Source organism: Streptomyces xanthii (assembly GCF_014621695.1).
In the GTDB taxonomy this organism is placed as follows: Bacteria; Actinomycetota; Actinomycetes; order Streptomycetales; family Streptomycetaceae; genus Streptomyces; species Streptomyces xanthii.
Genome location: NZ_CP061281.1, coordinates 5,704,300 through 5,722,486, shown reverse-complemented (window position 1 = coordinate 5,722,486; position 18,187 = coordinate 5,704,300). Strand labels below are relative to the sequence as shown.

Here is an 18,187-nt window from a genome sequence, read left to right as displayed (position 1 = left end):
GCCCGCGGATCAGGACGAAGGGTCGGCGTTGCGGCGGGCGATCACCCGGTACGCGTTCGCGTAAGGGCTCCGGGAGATCAGGGGGGCCAGGGCTCGGTCGGCGACCCGGGCCGACAACAGGGCCGGGACACTCGCCCGGGTCAGCACGGAACGCACCCGCCGCTGGACCTCGGTCGGCGCCGAGGTCCGCCAGGGCTCGTCGGCCCGGGGCGACCACCGCTCCAGGAACAGCGCACAGGCCGCCGTCAGATCCCGCGGCACGTGCGCCGCCCGCCGGTCGACCCCCACGACGGTGAAGCCCAGCGCCGCCAGCTCGGCCCGCAGATTGGCGAGCGGGATGAAGTGCAGGTGCTGCGGCTGGAAGTACGAGACCCACCAGCGCCCGAGCAGATGCGCGTAGCGGCACTCGGGGTCGGGCAGTTCGAGCAGGAGGTGCCCGCCGGGCCGCAGCACGCGCCGCGCGGCCCGTAGCTCGGCGCGCGGGTCCGGGGTGTGTTCGAGGTGGTGGAGCATGCTGAGCGCGTCGTACCGCCCGGCGAGCCGCGGCACGAGATCCGCGAGCCGCCCCTCGTGGGCCTCGTCGACCCGTCCCTCGCGCCGCGCCTCGGCGATCCCGGCCCCGACGTCGGCCCCGTCGAACGCGGTGTAGGGCAGTTCCTCGCGGGCGGCGGCGGGGAACTCCCCGCGTCCGGTGCCGACGTCGAGCCAGCTCTCGGGTTCGATGTACCGCGCGACGGCGCGGGCCCGCTCGCGGTGGCGGGCGGTGTCGCCGCGGGCGCCCGGGACGCGGCGCACGTGTTCGGCACGCAGCCCGTCGTAGAAGTCGCGGTAGTAGAAGTCGAGCCCCTCGGGGGTCAGCCGCGGGTTCTGGAAGGAGTGGGCGCAGGCCCGGCACTGGTCGACGGTGAAGCTGCCGGGCTTGTGCTGGAGGAGGTCGGTGGTGCGCAGCCGGGTGCGCAGCTGTGTGGAGCCGCACCAGGGGCAGTCGGGGCGGCGCGGTTCGTGGAAGCGCTCGGTGCCCTGGGCGAGCTCGCTGAGGTAGGCGGGGCGGCGCTCGGCCACCACCTGGGCCGTTGTACGACAATCCGACACAAACCGGAACGTAAAGGATCGGGAAGGGCGATGCAATGACGCTGTGAAGCCGGTGCGTCGCCCGCCCGGCGGCAGGGCTCGGCGGGGCCGGTACTGTTCGGCGAATGAGCTCGCTGAATCTCGACGACTTCACCGATCTGATCGAGCGCCCCGACGGCGGGACCCGCCGTGACGCCGAGGAGCGCAGGGCACGGCAGGCCGTGCCGCCCGGCGCCCTCGGCCGCCTCGACGAACTGGGCGAATGGCTCTCGGCCGCCCAAGGTGCCGTGCCCGTGCGGCCGGTGGCCCGGCCGCGCGTGGTCGTGTTCGCGGGCGACCACGGGGTCGCTGAGCTCGACGTGTCCAAGCGGCCCGCGGGCAGCGCCACGGAGCTGGTGCGCGAGCTCGTCGAGGGCGCGTCCGCGGGCGCGGTCCTCGCCCGGCGGCTCGACGTGGGCGTACGGGTCGTCGACCTGTCCCTGGACTGCGAGCCGGACGCGCTGCCGAAGGGCGTCGAGGACCGCCGGGTGCGGCGCGGCTCCGGGCGCATCGACATCGAGGACGCGCTCACCCTGGAGGAGGCGGAGGCCGCGTTCCGCGCGGGCATGGCCGTCGCCGACGAGGAGGCGGACTCCGGTACGGACCTGGTGGTGCTCGGCGACCTCAGCGTGGGCGGCACGACGGCGGCGGCCACGCTGATCGCGGCGCTGTGCGGCACGGACGCGTCGGTCGTCACGGGGCGCGGCGGCGACCCCATCGACGACCTGGCGTGGATGCGCAAGTGCGCGGCCGTGCGGGACGCCCTGCGGCGGGCGCGGCCGGTGCTCGGCGACCAGTTGCAGCTCCTGGCGACGGTCGGCGGGGCGGATCTGGCCGCCGCGACCGGGTTCCTGTTGCAGTGCGCGATGCGGCGCACTCCCGTGATCCTGGACGGGGTCGTCTCGGCGGCCGCCGCGCTCGTGGGGCAGCGGGTCGCGTTCCGGGCGCCCGACTGGTGGCTCGCGGGGCATGCGAGCGGGGAGCCGGCGCAGGCCAAGGCGCTCGACCGGATGGCGATGGACCCGCTGCTCGATCAGGGGGTCCGGCTGGGCGGGGCCACCGGTGGGCTGTTGGCCCTGCCGCTGGTGCAGGCCGCCGCGTCCCTCGCGGCCGAACTGCCTGAACTGCCTGAGCTGCCTGAACCGCCGCTCGAGAGCTGAGCGTCCCGACAAGCCGCGGGCGCGTCCACTCCCCCACGAGCGGACGCGCCCGCGGCTTTCTCGTGCCCGGCCGCGCCCGGAAACGGCCCCGCGCCGCTGGCCGAACTGGACAAAAAGCCGCAATATGCTCGCCCGCATGGGAGCAGCCGTCACGACAAGCACACCCGCCTCGCGCCGCGCCGCGGGCTTCACGGTCTGGTATCTCCGGGTCGTCACGTTCATCAACCTGCTGAGCGCGGTCTGGGTCTCGTTCGGGCAGGACCTGCGCCGCCACAACGAGGAGAACTACTTCACCCCGTACCTGCTGGCGGCCGGCTTCTCCTCCGCGCTGGTGGCTGCGTTCCTCGCCGTCACGATGCGTCGCCGCAAGCGGGCCGCGTGGATCCTCAACCTGGTGCTGAGCGGCCTGTTCCTCGTGCTGTTCGCCCTGGTGATGTTCTTTCCCGAGGTGCGCGGGCACGCCCAGAACTGGATCTCGCTCGTGCTGACCGCCCTGTTCGTGGCGGCGCTGATCGTCGGGCGGCGCGAGTTCTACGCGAAGGGCGACCGCTCGAACCCGAAACTGGCGGCGGTCGTCGCGGTCGGCGGGCTGCTGGTCACCTCCCTCTTCGCCACGTTCCTGGTGACGGTCACCAACCACGCCCACGACGAGCACCGTTCGACGTTCCTGGAGCGCTGGCGCTACGGCACCCTGCGCATGCTGTCGGTCGCCTCGAACGACGCGCACTACGCCGGGATCTCCACCCCGAACTGGGTCAACGTCGTCATCAACATCCTGTCCACGGCCCTGCTGATCGCCGTCGTCTACGCCGCGTTCCGCTCCCGCCGCGCCGTCGACCCCCTCTCCCCCGAGGACGAGTCCAGGCTGCGGGTGCTGCTCGACAAGGACGGCGAGCGCGACTCGCTGGGCTACTTCGCGCTGCGCCGCGAGAAGAGCGTCGTGTGGTCGCCGACCGGCAAGGCCGCCGTCACCTACCGCGTCGTCAGCGGCGTCTCCCTCGCCTCGGGCGACCCGATCGGTGACCCGGAGGCGTGGCCCGGCGCGATCGAGCCCTGGCTCGCCGAGGCGCGGGCGCACGGCTGGCTCCCGGCGGTGATGGGCGCGAGCGAGGAGGCAGGCACGATCTACGCCCGGCACGGTCTCGACGCCCTGGAGCTCGGCGACGAAGCCATCGTGGAGACCAAGGAGTTCACCCTCGACGGCCGGGCCATGCGCACCGTCCGCCAGGCCTTCAACCGGGTCAAGCGGGCCGGCTACACGGTCCGCATCCGGCGCCACGAGGACATCCCCGAGGCGGAGATGGAGCGGCTCCTGAAGCGGGCGGACGACTGGCGCGACGGCGCCACCGAGCGCGGCTTCTCGATGGCGCTCGGCCGGCTCGGCGACCCGCACGACGGGCAGTGCGTGATGCTCGAATGCTCCGACGGGGAGGGCGAGTTGCGCGCCCTGCTGTCGTTCGTGCCGTGGGGGCCGAACGGACTCTCCCTCGATCTGATGCGCCGTGACCGGGACGCGGAGAACGGCCTGATGGAGTTCATGGTCATCGAACTCCTGCAGCGTGCCACGGAGATCGGGATCACACAGGTGTCGCTGAACTTCGCGATGTTCCGTTCCGTCTTCGAGCGTGGCTCGCGACTCGGCGCGGGCCCGGTGCTGCGCCTGTGGCGCTCGCTGCTCAGCTTCTTCTCGCGGTGGTGGCAGATCGAATCGCTGTACCGGGCCAACGCCAAGTACCGGCCCATCTGGGAACCCCGCTTCCTGCTCTTCGAGAAGAGCGCCGACCTGCCGCGCATCGGCATCGCGTCGGCCCGCGCCGAGGGCTTCCTCGAGGTGCCGGGCCTGCCCTCGTGGCTGCGCCGCAGGCGGCTGGAGCACCACTGATGACCGCGGTGCGCCGCTGGGCGCACCGCGAATGGGGCCCGCTCCTGAGCACCGTGCGGGGCGCTCTCGTGGCGCGCCGGTGGCGGGCGGTCCCGATGACGCTCGCCGCGGTGTGCCTGACGGCCGCGTGCCAGTACGTGCAGAACCGGCCCTGGGGCTACGGGTTCGTACAGGACGTCGGCGCGGTGCGGGCCGCCGACCCGTGGTGGCTGGCCCTGCTGCGCACCCCGCTCTCCCTGTTCGTCCCGGCCCTCGACCTGCCGGTGTGGGGCGCGCTGGGCCAGGTCCTGGTGGTGTTCGGCGTCGCGGAGATCTGCCTGGGCCGGCCCCGCACCCTCGTCATCGCCTACGTCGCCACGCTCACCGGCACCCTGTACGCGCGGCTCGGCGTCGCGCTCGGCCCCGGCAGCCCGTTCGGCCTGCCCGCCTCGGACGCGCGGGTCGTCGACACGGGCCCGTCGGCGGCGGTCGTCGGGCTCGCCGTGTACGTGTGCGTGCGTTACGGAGCCCGGTGGACGGCCGCCGGTGTCGTCGTGGCGATGGGGGTCGAGTGCGCGCTCAAGCCCAATCTCGCGGGCAAGGAGCATCTCGCCGCGATCGCCGCCGTGCTCCTGCTGTGCGCGGCGCAGGCGCGGGCGCGGCGTCAGGACGGAGGCGGCTTGCGCTCCGGGTCCGGGGTACCCCCGATCAGGTTCTGGAAGCCGCGGTCGAAGCGGGACCAGCGGCGCTCGTGCCGATAGGCCCGCAGTCCGGCCCGGGCGCGGGCGCGGGGCCGCTTCCGGTACCAGCGGCGCGCCCAGTACGAGCCGGGCCGCGCCAGGCGCAGCGCCCCGAACCAGGCGACGAACGGCACGAGCACGCCGATGACCGCGAGCCGCGGCTTGCCCTTGAGCAGCGTGATGAACACGAACGTGAAGTTGATGAACAGCGTCGACACGAGGGAGACCCGGTCGTTCTGCTCCTGGTCCGTCATGTCGTTGACGCCTAGCGGCGAGAAGCCGCCGATCACGAGCAGGCCGAGGGCCGAGGCGAGCACCACGACCTCGACGCTGCGCCGCCCCTGCTCGCTCCAGTACACGTCCTGGAGATGCAGGATCAGGGCGAACTCGTCGAGCACGAGGCCCGCGCCGATCCCGAAGACGACCGCGCAGACGGACGCGGCGAGTCCGTGCCGGCCGCTGCCGACCGCGCCGAACCCGCCGACGACGGTGAGCACGACCCCGGGCACCACGTGGTGGATGTGCACCCCGCCCGGCGTGATGTTCCGGAACGGGCCGCGGCCCGCCCGGATCATCCGGGTGATGGTGCGGGTGATCAGGAACGTCGCCATGAAGGACAGCAGCGCGAGCAGCAGCGGGAGTTTGCCCGGCTCCGTGATGTTCCGGTACCACCAGTCGCCCATGGGCCCATCCTGCCGCCGGGCCCCGGGCGCCGCCCGCCCTCGTGACCTGTCCGGGTAACCTCCCCCGGTGTCCGATGTGAACTCCCGCGCCTCCCTGCCCGACGGCATACGTTTCGCCTTCGGCACGCTCACGGTGCTGCCCGTCACCGTCACCCGCTGGGACCGGGAAGCGGCCCGCGCGGGCATGCTGTGCGCGCCGCTCGCCGGTCTCGTCGTGGGCCTTTGCGCGGCCGCGCTCGGCGGGGCACTGACCCTGCTCGGCGCGGGCCCGCTCCTCGCCGCGGTCGCCTCGGTCGCGGTGCCCGCCGCGCTCACCCGGGGGCTGCACCTGGACGGGCTCGCGGACGTCGCCGACGGGCTCGGCAGCGGGAAGCCCGCCGAGGACGCGCTGCGCATCATGAAGCAGTCGGACATCGGCCCGTTCGGCGTCGTCACCCTCGTGCTCTCGCTGTTCGCCCAGGTGGCCGTCCTGGCCCAGCTCTACGGCGAGTCCTGGGCGCGGGGCGCGATCGCGGCCGCCGTCGCCGCCGTGACCGCCCGCCTCGCCCTCACCCTCGCCTCCCGCGCCGGGGTCCCGCCGGCCCGCCCCGAAGGGCTCGGCGCCGCGGTCGCCGGCACGGTCGGGCCCCGGGCCGCGCTGCTGGCGGGCGTGGCCGTGGTCGGGGTGACGGCGGGCGTCTCCCTGCCGGGAGCGGTCGCCGTCGTCCTGGGATGCGGCGCGGCGGAGCTGCTGCTGCGCCGGTGCGTGCGGCGGTTCGGAGGGGTGACGGGGGATGTCTTCGGGGCGCTGGCCGAGGTCGCGGCGACGGCCGCTCTGATAGCACTTGCGCTGTAAGTACACCCTCCGCGGGTCACATGGTGAGACACCGGCGTAGGCTCGCCTGCGGGCCACCCGACCCCGACAACGAAAGAGGGACCTCACCACCGTGACTGCTCTGACTCTCAGCACCGCTACGGCCACCGGCCTCCGCGCCGACGCGCTCGTCGTCGGTGTCGCGAAGGGCGACAAGGGCCCGGTCGTCGCGCCGGGCGCCGAGGCCGTGGACCAGGCGTTCGACGGAAAGCTCGCTTCCGTCCTGGAGACCCTGGGCGCCGCCGGCGCCGAGGGCGAGGTGACCAAGCTCCCCGCGCCGTCCGGCGTCAAGGCTCCGGTCGTGCTGGCGGTCGGTCTCGGTGCCCTGCCCGAGAAGGACGACGTGTTCGCCGCCGAGACCCTGCGGCGTGCCGCCGGTGTCGCGGCCCGCGCCCTGGCCGGTTCGAAGAAGGCCGCGCTCGCCCTCCCCGTCGAGGACGCCGAGGACGCCGGTGCGATCGCGGAGGGCGCGCTGCTCGGCGCGTACTCCTTCGACGCCTACAAGGAGTCCGCCAAGGACGCGAAGAAGAACGGCAAGGCGCCGCTCGCCGAGGTCGCGATCCTCGGCGGCAAGCCGCGCGACAAGGCCTACAAGGCCGCCGTCGAGCGCGCCGTCGCGCTGGGCGAGGAGCTCAACCGCGCCCGCGACCTGGTCAACACCCCGCCGAACGACCTGAACCCGGAGGCCTTCGCCGCCGTCGCCCAGGCCGCGGCCAAGGAGCACGGCATCAAGGTGCAGGTGCTCGACGAGAAGGCGCTCATCAAGGGCGGCTACGGCGGCATCCTCGGCGTCGGCGCCGGTTCCGCCTCGACGCCGCGCCTGGTGAAGCTGTCGTACACGAGCTCCAAGGCGGACAAGCACCTCGCGTTCGTCGGCAAGGGCATCACGTACGACTCGGGCGGCATCTCCCTGAAGCCGGCCGGGCACAACGAGACGATGAAGTGCGACATGGCCGGTGCCGCCGCCGTGTTCGCCGCCGTCGTCACGGCCGCCCGCCTCAAGCTCGACGTCAACGTGACGGGCTGGCTGGCCCTCGCCGAGAACATGCCGTCGGGCTCCGCCACCCGCCCCGGCGACGTGCTGCGCATGTACTCGGGCAAGACGGTCGAGGTCCTCAACACGGACGCCGAGGGCCGCCTGGTCCTGGCCGACGCGATCGCCAAGGCCTCCGAGGAGAACCCGGACGCGATCGTCGACGTGGCGACGCTGACCGGCGCGATGATGCTGGCGCTCGGCAACCGCACGTTCGGCATCATGGCCAACGACGACGCTTTCCGTACGTCGATCCACGAGGTCGCCGAGGAGACGGGCGAGCCGGCCTGGCCGATGCCGCTGCCGGCCGACCTGAAGAAGGGCATGGAGTCCTCCACCGCCGACATCGCCAACATGGGCGAGCGGATGGGCGGCGGTCTCGTCGCCGGTCTGTTCCTCCAGGAGTTCGTCGGCGAGGGCATCACGTGGGCCCACCTCGACATCGCGGGCCCGGCCTTCAACGAGGCCGCCCCGTTCGGCTACACGCCGAAGGGCGGCACGGGTTCGGCGGTGCGCACGCTGGTCCGTCTCGCGGAGCGCACGGCGGCCGGCGACCTCGGCTGAGTCCGGCTTCTTCGCAGGTGACCGACGTGTTCGGCCCCGGGTGCACCCGCACCCGGGGCCGTTCGCTTTCGACGAAATCCGTAGGTTCCTCCGAGCCCGGCACGGTCGATTCGGGTGTAACCGCCGTCTCAGACCCCGGCCCGACGTCCCGCACTCCTTCGACAAGTGCGAGGATGGGTGCCGGCAGGACAGGGCCCCCACCCGAGGGCCGAAGCAAAGAGCGGCCGGACACCAGCCGCCGCCCGGTCACTGGAGACCGGCGTACGGCGCACATGCATGGAGGACGTGACGTGGCGAACGACGCCAGCACCGTTTTCGACCTAGTGATCCTCGGCGGTGGCAGTGGCGGCTACGCCGCGGCCCTGCGCGGAGCGCAGCTGGGTCTCGATGTCGCCCTGATCGAGAAGAACAAGGTCGGCGGCACCTGCCTGCACGTCGGCTGCATCCCCACCAAGGCGCTGCTGCACGCCGGTGAGATCGCCGACCAGGCTCGCGAGTCCGAGCAGTTCGGCGTGAAGGCGACCTTCGAGGGCATCGACATGCCCGCCGTCCAGAAGTACAAGGACGAGGTCATCTCGGGCCTGTACAAGGGCCTGCAGGGGCTGATCGCCTCCCGCAAGGTCACGTACATCGAGGGCGAGGGCCGGCTGTCCTCCCCGACGTCGGTCGACGTCAACGGACAGCGCATCCAGGGCCGCCACGTGCTGCTCGCGACCGGCTCCGTGCCGAAGTCGCTGCCGGGCCTGGAGATCGACGGCAACCGGATCATCTCCTCGGACCACGCGCTGACCCTGGACCGCGTCCCGCAGTCCGCGATCATCCTGGGCGGCGGCGTCATCGGCGTCGAGTTCGCCTCGGCGTGGAAGTCCTTCGGCACCGACGTCACGGTCGTCGAGGGCCTCAAGCACCTCGTCCCGGTCGAGGACGAGAACAGCTCGAAGCTTCTCGAGCGCGCGTTCCGCAAGCGCGGCATCAAGTTCAACCTCGGCACCTTCTTCGAGAAGGCCGAGTACACGCAGGACGGCGTCCGCGTGACCCTCGCCGACGGCAAGACCTTCGAGGCCGAGGTCCTCCTGGTCGCCATCGGCCGCGGCCCGGTCTCGGCCGGTCTCGGCTACGAGGAGCAGGGCGTCGCGATGGACCGCGGCTACGTCCTGGTCGACGAGTACATGCAGACCAACGTGCCGACCATCTCGGCCGTCGGTGACCTCGTCCCGACCCTCCAGCTCGCGCACGTCGGCTTCGCCGAGGGCATCCTGGTGGCGGAGCGTCTGGCCGGCATCAAGACCGTTCCGATCGACTACGACGGTGTGCCGCGTGTGACGTACTGCCACCCGGAGGTCGCCTCCGTCGGCATCACCGAGGCCAAGGCCAAGGAGATCTACGGCGCGGACAAGGTCGTCGCTCTGAAGTACAACCTGGCGGGCAACGGCAAGTCCAAGATCCTGAAGACCGCGGGCGAGATCAAGCTCGTCCAGGTCAAGGACGGTGCCGTGGTCGGCGTCCACATGGTCGGCGACCGGATGGGCGAGCAGGTCGGCGAGGCCCAGCTGATCTACAACTGGGAAGCGCTGCCGGCCGAGGTCGCCCAGCTCATCCACGCCCACCCGACCCAGAACGAGGCGCTCGGCGAGGCCCACCTGGCCCTCGCGGGCAAGCCGCTGCACTCGCACGACTGACCTCGTTCCCGCCTGTCGCACTGTCGCATGGGCGCGACGACCGACCCCACAGACTTCCGCACTGCGTTGCCGCGCATTGCACATTCGTAAGGAGCAACAGAAACCATGGCGGTTTCCGTATCCCTTCCGGCGCTCGGTGAGAGCGTCACCGAGGGCACTGTCACCCGCTGGCTGAAGGCCGAGGGCGAGCGCGTCGAGGTCGACGAGCCGCTGCTCGAGGTCTCGACCGACAAGGTGGACACCGAGATCCCCTCGCCGGCCGCCGGCATCCTGGCCTCCATCAAGGTCGCCGAGGACGAGACGGTCGAGGTCGGCGCCGAGCTGGCCGTCATCGACGACGGCACGGGCGCGCCCGCCGCCGCTCCGGCTCCGGCCGCCGCCGAGGCTCCGGCCCCGGCCGCCCCGGCTGCCGAGGCCGCTCCGGCCCCGGCTCCCGAGGCCCCCGCCGCCGCTCCGGCCGCCCCGGCCGGTGGCGCCTCCGGCACCGACGTCGTGCTGCCCGCGCTGGGCGAGTCGGTCACCGAGGGCACCGTCACCCGCTGGCTGAAGGCCGTCGGTGACGAGGTCGCCGAGGACGAGCCGCTGCTCGAGGTCTCGACCGACAAGGTCGACACCGAGATCCCCTCCCCCGTCGCCGGTGTTCTCCTGGAGATCGCCGTCGCCGAGGACGAGACCGCCGAGGTCGGCGCCAAGCTCGCCGTGATCGGTGCCGCCGGTGCCGCTCCGGCCGCCCCCGCCCCGGCCGCGCCCGCTGCCCCGGCCGCCGCTCCGGCTGCCCAGGCCGCTCCCGCCGCCGCTCCGGCTCCGGCCGCCCCCGCGGCTCCGGCTGCTCCGGCCGCGCCCGCCGCCCCGGCCGCTCCGGCTCCGGCCCCCGCGCCGGTCACCCCGGCTCCGGCCGCGCCGGCCGCCGTGTCCCCCGTGGACGACGGCGCCTACGTGACCCCGCTGGTGCGCAAGCTCGCGTCGGAGAACGGCGTGGACCTGTCCAGCGTCAAGGGCACCGGCGTCGGTGGCCGTATCCGCAAGCAGGACGTCATCGCCGCCGCGGAGGCCGCCAAGGCCGCCGCTCCGGCCGCTGCCGCCCCGGCCGCCGCCGCGCCGAAGGCCCCCGCCCTGGAGGTCTCCCCGCTGCGTGGCCAGACGGTCAAGCTGCCGCGCATCCGCAAGGCGATCGCGGACAACATGCACAAGGCCCTGCACGAGCAGGCCCAGCTGTCCTCGGTCATCGAGGTCGACATCACGAAGCTGATGAAGCTCCGTGCCAAGGCCAAGGACGGCTTCGCCGCCCGCGAGGGCGTCAAGCTCTCCCCGATGCCGTTCTTCGTCAAGGCCGCCGTCCAGGCGCTGAAGGCCCACCCGGTCATCAACGCCCGCCTGAACTACGACGAGGGCACGATCACCTACTTCGACTCGGAGAACGTCGGCATCGCCGTCGACTCGGAGAAGGGCCTGATGACCCCGGTCATCAAGGGCGCGGGTGACCTGAACATCGCGGGTATCGCGAAGCGGACCGCCGAGCTGGCGAACAAGGTCCGTACGAACAAGATCGCTCCGGACGACCTGGCCGGCGCCACCTTCACGATCTCCAACACGGGTTCGCGCGGTGCGCTGTTCGACACGGTCATCGTCCCGCCGAACCAGGTCGCCATCCTGGGCATCGGTGCCACGGTCAAGCGCCCGGTCGTCGTCTCCGACCCGGAGCTCGGCGACACGATCGCCGTGCGCGACATGACCTACGTGACGCTCTCCTACGACCACCGTCTGGTGGACGGCGCCGACGCGGCCCGTTACCTGACGACGGTCAAGCAGATCCTCGAGGCGGGCGAGTTCCACGCCGAGCTGGGCCTGTAAGACCCTCAGGAGCGCCCTGTAGGACCCTCGGGAGCGCCTGAGCAGCACGACGGAGCCCCCGTCCGGAGACCGACCTCCGGGCGGGGGCTCCGTGCTGCCCGGAGCCGGGGCCGGCGGCGTCTCAGCCTGTGGGCACCGGGCGTCCACCGGCGGCCCTCGCGCGGGCCCGGGAGCGGGTGCGCCGATCGGTGCCGGTTCGGGTCCCAACGGGGCTTGTGGGCGCCGGAGTTGGGCCGTTTCGGGGGCCGTCCGGCCGGGCCCCGGCACCGGGCGCACCGATGGCAAAACGTGCCACGTAACGCGCATCACCTGCGACGGGAGCCCTCGCGCCCTTCCTGGCCTGGGGCGCGGCCGTATTGTCTAGAGGTCGATGTCCTTGGCCTCCCGGAGGAGCCCACAATGACCACGCCCGTCGTCCACTCGCTGCGCGAACAGATCCGCGAGCACATCGTGGAGGGGATCGTGAGCGGCCGCTGGAAGCCGGGCGAACGGATCGTGGAGCGACGCATCGCGACCGAGCTGGAGGTCAGCCAGACGCCCGTGCGGGAGGCCCTGCGGGAGCTGGAGTCGCTGCGCCTGATCGAGTCGGCGCCGAACAAGGGCGTGCGGGTGCGGAACCTGTCCGCGGCCGACCTGGAGGAGAGCTATCCGGTGCGGGCCGGCCTGGAGGCCATCGCGGCCGAGCTGGCCGCCGAGCGCCTGGCCGAGGACTGCTCGGCCCTGGAGCCGCACGTGGCGGCCCTCTACCGGGCCGACCAGGAGGCGGACGGGACCGGCCAGGTGCGGCACACGGTGGCCTTCCACCGGGAGCTGGTGCGGGCCGCGAACAACTCGGTGCTGCTGCACACCTGGGAGGGGCTCGGCATCGAGGTCTTCACCGCGCTGTCCATCCGCTGGCTGGGCACGGTGCAGCAGTCGTACGCGGAGGAGCACGAGGAGATCGTCGCCGCGTTCCGGCGCCGGGACCCGGCCATCGCGGAGATCGTGAAGACCCACGTCCTGGGGTGCGCGCCGCGCGCGTGACCTGCGATACGGAGGAGCGCCCGGGAGGGGCACTGGGTGCCCCTCCTCTTCGCTTTCGGGGCGTTTTCGGGTGTTTGACCTGGCACCTTGTGCCGACTTTCGCGTTCTGGCGAGGTTTTACCCCTGCACCCTTTGATCGATCATCGATCAGGGAGTTACAGTCGCCGACGGGTCCACACCCGGACCCCGCCCTGTCCTGCCAAAGACATCAAGGGCACCCCCAACCCCACCCCCTTCGACTCAGGAAGGCGTGCGGCGACTATGACCGACCCCATGCGCATCCAGCAGAGCGAGCTCGACCAGCTCCCGGACCGCGACCCGGAGGAGACCGCCGAATGGCAGGCCTCCCTGGACGCCGTCACGGAGGCCGCCGGCCCGCACCGTGCCGCGTACCTGATGCGGCGCACACTGGAGCGCGCCGAGGCGGGCGGCCTGGCGCTGCCGAAGCTTCTTGAGACGGACTACGTCAACTCCATCCCCACCGCGGCCGAGCCGGCCATCGACGGTGACGAGGAGATGGAGCGCCGGATCACCGCCTGGAACCGCTGGAACGCGGCGGCCATGGTGACCCGCGGCTCGAAGCACGGCGTCGGCGGCCACATCGCCACCTTCGCCTCGGCCGCCTGGCTCTACGAGACCGGCTTCAACCACTTCTTCAAGGGGAAGGAGGGCGACGGCTCCGGCGACCAGCTGTACATCCAGGGCCACGCCTCCCCGGGCATCTACGCCCGCGCCTTCCTCGACGGCCGCCTGAGCGAGCAGCAGCTCGACCTGTTCCGCCAGGAGTCCGGCGGCAACGGCCTGCCGTCCTACCCGCACCCGCGGCGCCTGCCCTGGCTGTGGGAGTTCCCGACGGTCTCCATGGGCCTCGGCCCGCTGTCGGCGATCTACCAGGCCCGGTTCAACCGGTACCTGACCAACCGCGGCATCAAGGACGTCTCCGCCTCGCACGTGTGGGCGTTCCTCGGCGACGGCGAGATGGACGAGCCCGAGTCGACGGCGGCCCTCGCCCTGGCGAGCCGCGAGGGTCTGGACAACCTGACCTTCGTCATCAACTGCAACCTGCAGCGCCTCGACGGCCCGGTCCGCGCCAACTTCAAGATCGTGCAGGAGCTGGAGGCCCAGTTCCGCGGCGCCGGCTGGAACGTCGTGAAGTCGCTGTGGGGCAACGCCTGGGACGAGCTGTTCCAGCTCGACACCACCGGCGCCCTCGTCCGCCGGCTGCGCGAGGTCCCGGACGCGCAGGTGCAGACGTACCAGACGCGTGACGCGGCCTACATCCGCCAGGACTTCTTCGGCAAGGACCCGGCGCTGGTCGAGCTCGCGAAGCTCATCAGCGACGACAAGATCCTCGAGTGCTTCCACCTGTCGCGCGGTGGCCACGAGCCGCGCAAGGTCTACGCCGCGTACAAGGCCGCCCTGGAGCACAAGGGCGCCCCGACCGTGATCCTGGCGCAGACCGTCAAGGGCTTCACCCTGGGTGAGGGCTTCGCGTCGAAGAACGCGAACCACCAGATGAAGAAGCTCACGACGGACGAGTTCAAGAACATGCGTGACCTTCTCGAGCTCCCGATCAAGGACAGCGACTTCGTCGACGGTGTGGTCCCCTACGGCCACCCCGGCGCCGACTCCCCCGAGGTGCGCTACCTCCAGGAGCGCCGCGCGGCCCTGGGCGGTCTCGCCCCGGCCCGCCGCACGCAGCCGCTGCCCGCGCTCCCGGCCCCGGCCGACAAGGCGTTCGCGTCCTTCGACAAGGGCTCCGGCTCGCAGTCGGTGGCGACGACGATGGCCTTCGTACGCCTGGTCAAGGACCTCGTGCGCGACAAGGAGACCGGCAAGCGCTGGGTTCCGATCGTCCCGGACGAGGCCCGCACCTTCGGCATGGAGAGCCTCTTCCCGTCCCTGGGCATCTACTCGCCCAAGGGCCAGACGTACGAGCCGGTCGACCGCGACCAGCTGATGTACTACAAGGAAGCCAAGAACGGCCAGATCCTCAACGAGGGCATCACCGAGGCCGGCTCGATGGCCGACTTCATCGCCGCGTCCAGCGCGTACGCGACGCACGGCGAGGCGATGATCCCGTTCTACATCTTCTACTCGATGTTCGGCTGGCAGCGCACGGCCGACCAGATGTGGCAGCTCGGCGACCAGCTCGGCCGCGGCTTCCTCGTCGGCGCCACCGCCGGCCGCACGACGCTCACCGGTGAGGGCCTCCAGCACGCGGACGGCCACTCCCCGATGATCGCCGCGACGAACCCGGCCGCGCTGACGTACGACCCGGCGTTCGCCTACGAGGTCGCCGCCATCGTCAAGGAGGGTCTGCGCCGCATGTACGGCGAGGCCCGTCCCGACGAGGACCAGAACGTCTTCTACTACCTGACGGTCTACAACGAGCCGATGCCGCAGCCCGCGAAGCCCGCGGCCGACGGCATCGACCAGGGCATCGTCAAGGGCCTGTACCGCTTCAACACGGCGGAGACCGCGGGCCTGTCCCCGGCCGCCAACGCGCCGCGCATCCAGCTGCTCGGCTCCGGCACGGCGATCCACTGGACCCTCAAGGCGCAGCAGCTGCTCGCCGAGGAGTGGGGCGTGGCCGCCGACGTGTGGTCCGCGACCTCGTGGACCGAGCTGCGCCGTGACGCGCTGGAGGCGGACGCCGCGATCCTGCGCGGCGAGGAGCGGGTGCCGTTCGTGCGGCAGGCGCTCCAGGGTGCCGAGGGCCCGGTCCTGGCCGTGTCCGACTACATGCGCCAGGTCCCGGACCAGATCGCGCAGTGGGTGGAGCAGGACTGGTCCTCGCTCGGTGCGGACGGCTTCGGTCTGTCCGACACCCGTGAGGCGGCCCGCCGTCACTTCGGCGTCGACGCCGAGTCGATCGTCGTCGCGGCCCTGGCCCAGCTCGCCAAGCGCGGCGAGGTCAAGGCGACGGCCGTGAAGGAGGCGCGCGAGCGCTACGGCCTGTAGGCCCTCCCGAGAGGTACCGCGCGTGCCCCGTCCCGGATTGCCGGGGCGGGGCACGCGTGCGTGAATGGACGGGTCCGCCGCCCGCTGCCCGGAGGCGTCCCGTGAAGATCTCCAAGACTCCGTCCGCGCCCTGCTGGGCGAGCCTGTCGACCACGGACACCGCCGCGGCGGGCCTGTTCTACGAGGTCCTGTTCGGCTGGCGGGCCGAACCGGTGGCCGATTCCTCGGCCGGCGGGTACGGGAACTTCGCGCTGGACACCGGTGGGCCGGTGGTCGCCGGGGTGGGCCCGGTGCGGATGCCGCAGCAGCCGGCGACCTGGCTGCCGTACTTCCAGTCGAGCGGGGTCGAGGCGATGTCCGCGCGGGTCGGGGGCAACAGCGGCCGCGTCGTGTCGGGGCCGCACGGCATCCTCGACCAGGGGCGGCTCGCGATCTGCCAGGATCCGGCGGGCGCGGCGTTCGGCCTGTGGGAGCCGCTGGAGCACGCCGGGTTCCAGACGGTGAACGTGCCGGGCAGCTTCTGCTGGTTCGAGCTGCTGACCCGGGACGGGCCGGGGGCCGTGGACTTCTACCAGTCGGTGCTCGGCTGGGGCACGCACCGGCGCGGGGACGGCCCGTACACGGAGTGGACCGTGGCCGACGAGCCGTTCGGCGGGATGGTCGACATGTCGACGGGCGAGTTCCCGCCGGACATCCCCTCGCACTGGAACCTGTACGTCGCCGTCACCGACCCCGACGCGACGGCCGCCCGGTGCGCGGAGACCGGCGGGCAGGTGCTCGTGCAGCCGACGACGATCGACGCCGGCCGTTTCGCGATGCTGGCCGATCCGCAGGGCGCGGCGCTGTCCGTGATCCGCTTCGCGGACTGAGCCATGATGGCGGCATGCGTGCCGCCCGGCTGATCAAGATGGTGCTGTTGCTCCAGTCCCGCCCCGCGATGACGGCGGCGGAGCTGGCCCGTGAGCTGGAGGTGTCGGAGCGGACCGTGACGCGGGACGCGCAGGCCCTGTCGGAGGCCGGCGTCCCGGTGTACGCGGACCGGGGCCGGGCGGGCGGCTACCGGCTGATCGGCGGCTACCGGACCCGGCTGACCGGGCTCGCGCGCGGGGAGGCGGAGGCGCTGTTCCTGTCCGGGGTGCCGGGCGCGCTGCGCGACATGGGACTGGAGGACGCGGCGTCGGCGGCGCGGCTCAAGGTGTCGGCTGCGCTCCTTCCGTCGCTGCGGGACGCCTCGCGGACGGCGGCGCAGCGGTTCCATCTGGACGCGCCAAACTGGTTCCACGAGCCGCGCACGCCCGAGCTGCTGCCCGCGGTCGCGGAGGCGGTGTGGGGCGACCGGGTGCTGCGGGTCGCCTACCGGCGCGGCTCCGCGGATTGCGGACCGGCGCTCGTGGAGCGGGAGTTGGAGCCCTACGGGCTCGTGCTGAAGGCGGGGGTCTGGTATCTGGCGGCGCGGGTGCGGGGTGGTTCCGGCGGCGGGTTCCGGGTGTACCGGCTGGACCGGATCGACGCGGTGGAGCCGGTGGAGGCGGGTTCAGGGGGCGGGGAGTCGTTCGTACGGGACGAGGAGTTCGATCTGCCCGCGTTCTGGGCGGAGCGGGCGGAGCAGTTCGCTCGGGCCCTGCTGCGGGCCGAGGTCGTGGTGCGGCTGACGGAGGCCGGGGTGCGGCGGCTGCCGCAGGTCACGGACGGGGCGGCGGCGCGGGAGGCGGTGGCCGCGGCGGGGCCGGCGGACGGGGCGGGGCTCGTCACCGTGACGCTGGCGGTGGAGTCGGAGGAGGTCGCGTTCACGCAGCTGCTCGCGCTGGGGCCGGACGCGGAGGTGGTGGCGCCGGCGGGGCTGCGGGAGCGGCTCGGACAGGCGGCGCGGGCCATGGCGGCGCGGTACGCGTGAGCCGGTGGCATGTGCTGCTCCGGCGAGTTCGCGCACTCGGCGTGCGTCCGTGCGGCGCAGGGCAGATGCTTGTCCCGTGATGGACGAGACGGAGTTCTGGGAGATCGTGGACAGCACCCGCGAGGCCGCCGAGGGCGACCCCGAGGACCACGCCGAGCTGCTCGTCGACCGGCTGCTCCAGCTGGATCCCGACGCGGTGCTCGACTTCGCCCGGCACTTCGAGTCCCGGTACAACCGGGCGTACCGGTGGGACCTGTGGGGTGCGGCGTACGTGCTGCTGGGCGGGGCCAGTGACGACGCCTTCGACTTCTTCCGGTGCTGGCTGATCGGGCAGGGGCGGGAGGTCTTCGAGGGGGCGCTGCACGATCCGGACTCCCTGGCGGAGTCGCTCCGCGAGTTCGACGAGGAGGTGGACGGGGACGGGGAGGAGCTCGGGTACGCGGCGGACGAGGCGTACGAGGAGCTGACCGGGGCGGTCGCCGCGGATCTGGGGATTCCGCCGGCGCCGGCCGAGCCTGAGGGGGCGCCGGTGAATTTTGAGGACGCGGGTTTGCTGACGCAGTTGTACCCGCGCTTGGCCGAGCGGTTCGGCGTGGCGCCGTAGCTTCGTCTCTTTCGTCGCCGGGTGCGGGCCGGTGGGGCTTCTCGCGCAGTTCCCCGCGCCCCTGAAATGCAGGCGCTTCGCGCCGCATTTCCCCGATCAAGACGCGGGGGGCCTTTCATCTGGGGAAGGCGCGGCGAAGCCGCTGCCTTCCAGGGGCGCGGGACTGTG

14 protein-coding genes are annotated in these 18,187 nt (G+C 72.5%); 12 read left to right on the top strand and 2 right to left on the bottom strand.

Annotated features, from left to right (window positions below; all coding sequences use genetic code 11):
• Positions 1-9: 9 nt before the first annotated feature.
• Positions 10-1,065, bottom strand: coding sequence for a class I SAM-dependent methyltransferase (locus tag IAG42_RS25775; RefSeq protein ID WP_317453340.1), 1,056 nt, complete (start codon positions 1,063-1,065; stop codon positions 10-12).
• 131 nt (positions 1,066-1,196) lie between these two features.
• On the opposite strand from IAG42_RS25775, the gene cobT reads away from it, so the two are divergent.
• From cobT to IAG42_RS25760, 3 genes are all read left to right on the top strand, one after another.
• Positions 1,197-2,270, top strand: coding sequence for a nicotinate-nucleotide--dimethylbenzimidazole phosphoribosyltransferase (gene cobT, locus IAG42_RS25770; protein ID WP_188339337.1), 1,074 nt, complete (start codon positions 1,197-1,199; stop codon positions 2,268-2,270).
• 136 nt (positions 2,271-2,406) lie between these two features.
• Positions 2,407-4,152 carry a phosphatidylglycerol lysyltransferase domain-containing protein gene (locus IAG42_RS25765; RefSeq protein WP_188339336.1) on the top strand — a complete coding sequence of 582 codons (1,746 nt, stop codon included), beginning with the start codon at positions 2,407-2,409 and terminating at the stop codon, positions 4,150-4,152.
• A complete protein-coding gene (locus tag IAG42_RS25760) occupies positions 4,152-4,892 on the top strand; it encodes a hypothetical protein (RefSeq protein ID WP_188339335.1) in 741 nt (246 codons plus the stop codon). The genes IAG42_RS25765 and IAG42_RS25760 overlap by 1 nt, the downstream gene beginning before the upstream one ends.
• Here the strand turns inward: IAG42_RS25760 and IAG42_RS25755 are convergent.
• Positions 4,796-5,554 (bottom strand): hypothetical protein, encoded by a 759-nt coding sequence (locus IAG42_RS25755; protein WP_188339334.1) that lies wholly within the window; start codon positions 5,552-5,554, stop codon positions 4,796-4,798. The two genes, IAG42_RS25760 and IAG42_RS25755, sit on opposite strands and share 97 nt — an antisense overlap.
• Positions 5,555-5,621: 67 nt before the next feature.
• Between IAG42_RS25755 and cobS the strand changes: the two genes are divergently transcribed.
• From cobS to IAG42_RS25710, 9 genes are all read left to right on the top strand, one after another.
• Positions 5,622-6,389 (top strand): adenosylcobinamide-GDP ribazoletransferase, encoded by a 768-nt coding sequence (gene cobS, locus IAG42_RS25750; RefSeq protein WP_188339333.1) that lies wholly within the window; start codon positions 5,622-5,624, stop codon positions 6,387-6,389.
• 91 nt (positions 6,390-6,480) lie between these two features.
• Positions 6,481-8,004: a leucyl aminopeptidase gene (locus tag IAG42_RS25745; protein ID WP_188339332.1), complete on the top strand. Its 1,524-nt coding sequence runs from the start codon at positions 6,481-6,483 to the stop codon at positions 8,002-8,004.
• Between the two features lie 290 nt (positions 8,005-8,294).
• A complete protein-coding gene (gene lpdA / locus IAG42_RS25740) occupies positions 8,295-9,683 on the top strand; it encodes a dihydrolipoyl dehydrogenase (protein ID WP_188339331.1) in 1,389 nt (462 codons plus the stop codon).
• Positions 9,684-9,788: 105 nt separating this feature from the next.
• Entirely contained in the window at positions 9,789-11,534 is a 1,746-nt protein-coding gene (gene sucB / locus IAG42_RS25735) for a 2-oxoglutarate dehydrogenase, E2 component, dihydrolipoamide succinyltransferase (RefSeq protein ID WP_188339330.1), read from the top strand.
• A gap of 399 nt (positions 11,535-11,933) precedes the next feature.
• Complete coding sequence (locus IAG42_RS25730) at positions 11,934-12,557, top strand: GntR family transcriptional regulator (RefSeq protein WP_188339329.1); 624 nt, start codon at positions 11,934-11,936, stop codon at positions 12,555-12,557.
• 261 nt (positions 12,558-12,818) lie between these two features.
• Entirely contained in the window at positions 12,819-15,521 is a 2,703-nt protein-coding gene (aceE, locus tag IAG42_RS25725) for a pyruvate dehydrogenase (acetyl-transferring), homodimeric type (RefSeq protein WP_188339328.1), read from the top strand.
• A gap of 101 nt (positions 15,522-15,622) precedes the next feature.
• Positions 15,623-16,390, top strand: a complete 768-nt coding sequence (locus IAG42_RS25720) for a VOC family protein (RefSeq protein WP_188339327.1) — start codon at positions 15,623-15,625, stop codon at positions 16,388-16,390.
• A 14-nt stretch (positions 16,391-16,404) separates the two neighbouring features.
• Positions 16,405-17,415, top strand: a complete 1,011-nt coding sequence (locus tag IAG42_RS25715; protein ID WP_188339326.1) for a helix-turn-helix transcriptional regulator — start codon at positions 16,405-16,407, stop codon at positions 17,413-17,415.
• A gap of 79 nt (positions 17,416-17,494) precedes the next feature.
• Positions 17,495-18,019 (top strand): DUF4240 domain-containing protein, encoded by a 525-nt coding sequence (locus tag IAG42_RS25710; RefSeq protein ID WP_188341604.1) that lies wholly within the window; start codon positions 17,495-17,497, stop codon positions 18,017-18,019.
• The last annotated feature ends 168 nt before the right edge of the window (positions 18,020-18,187 follow it).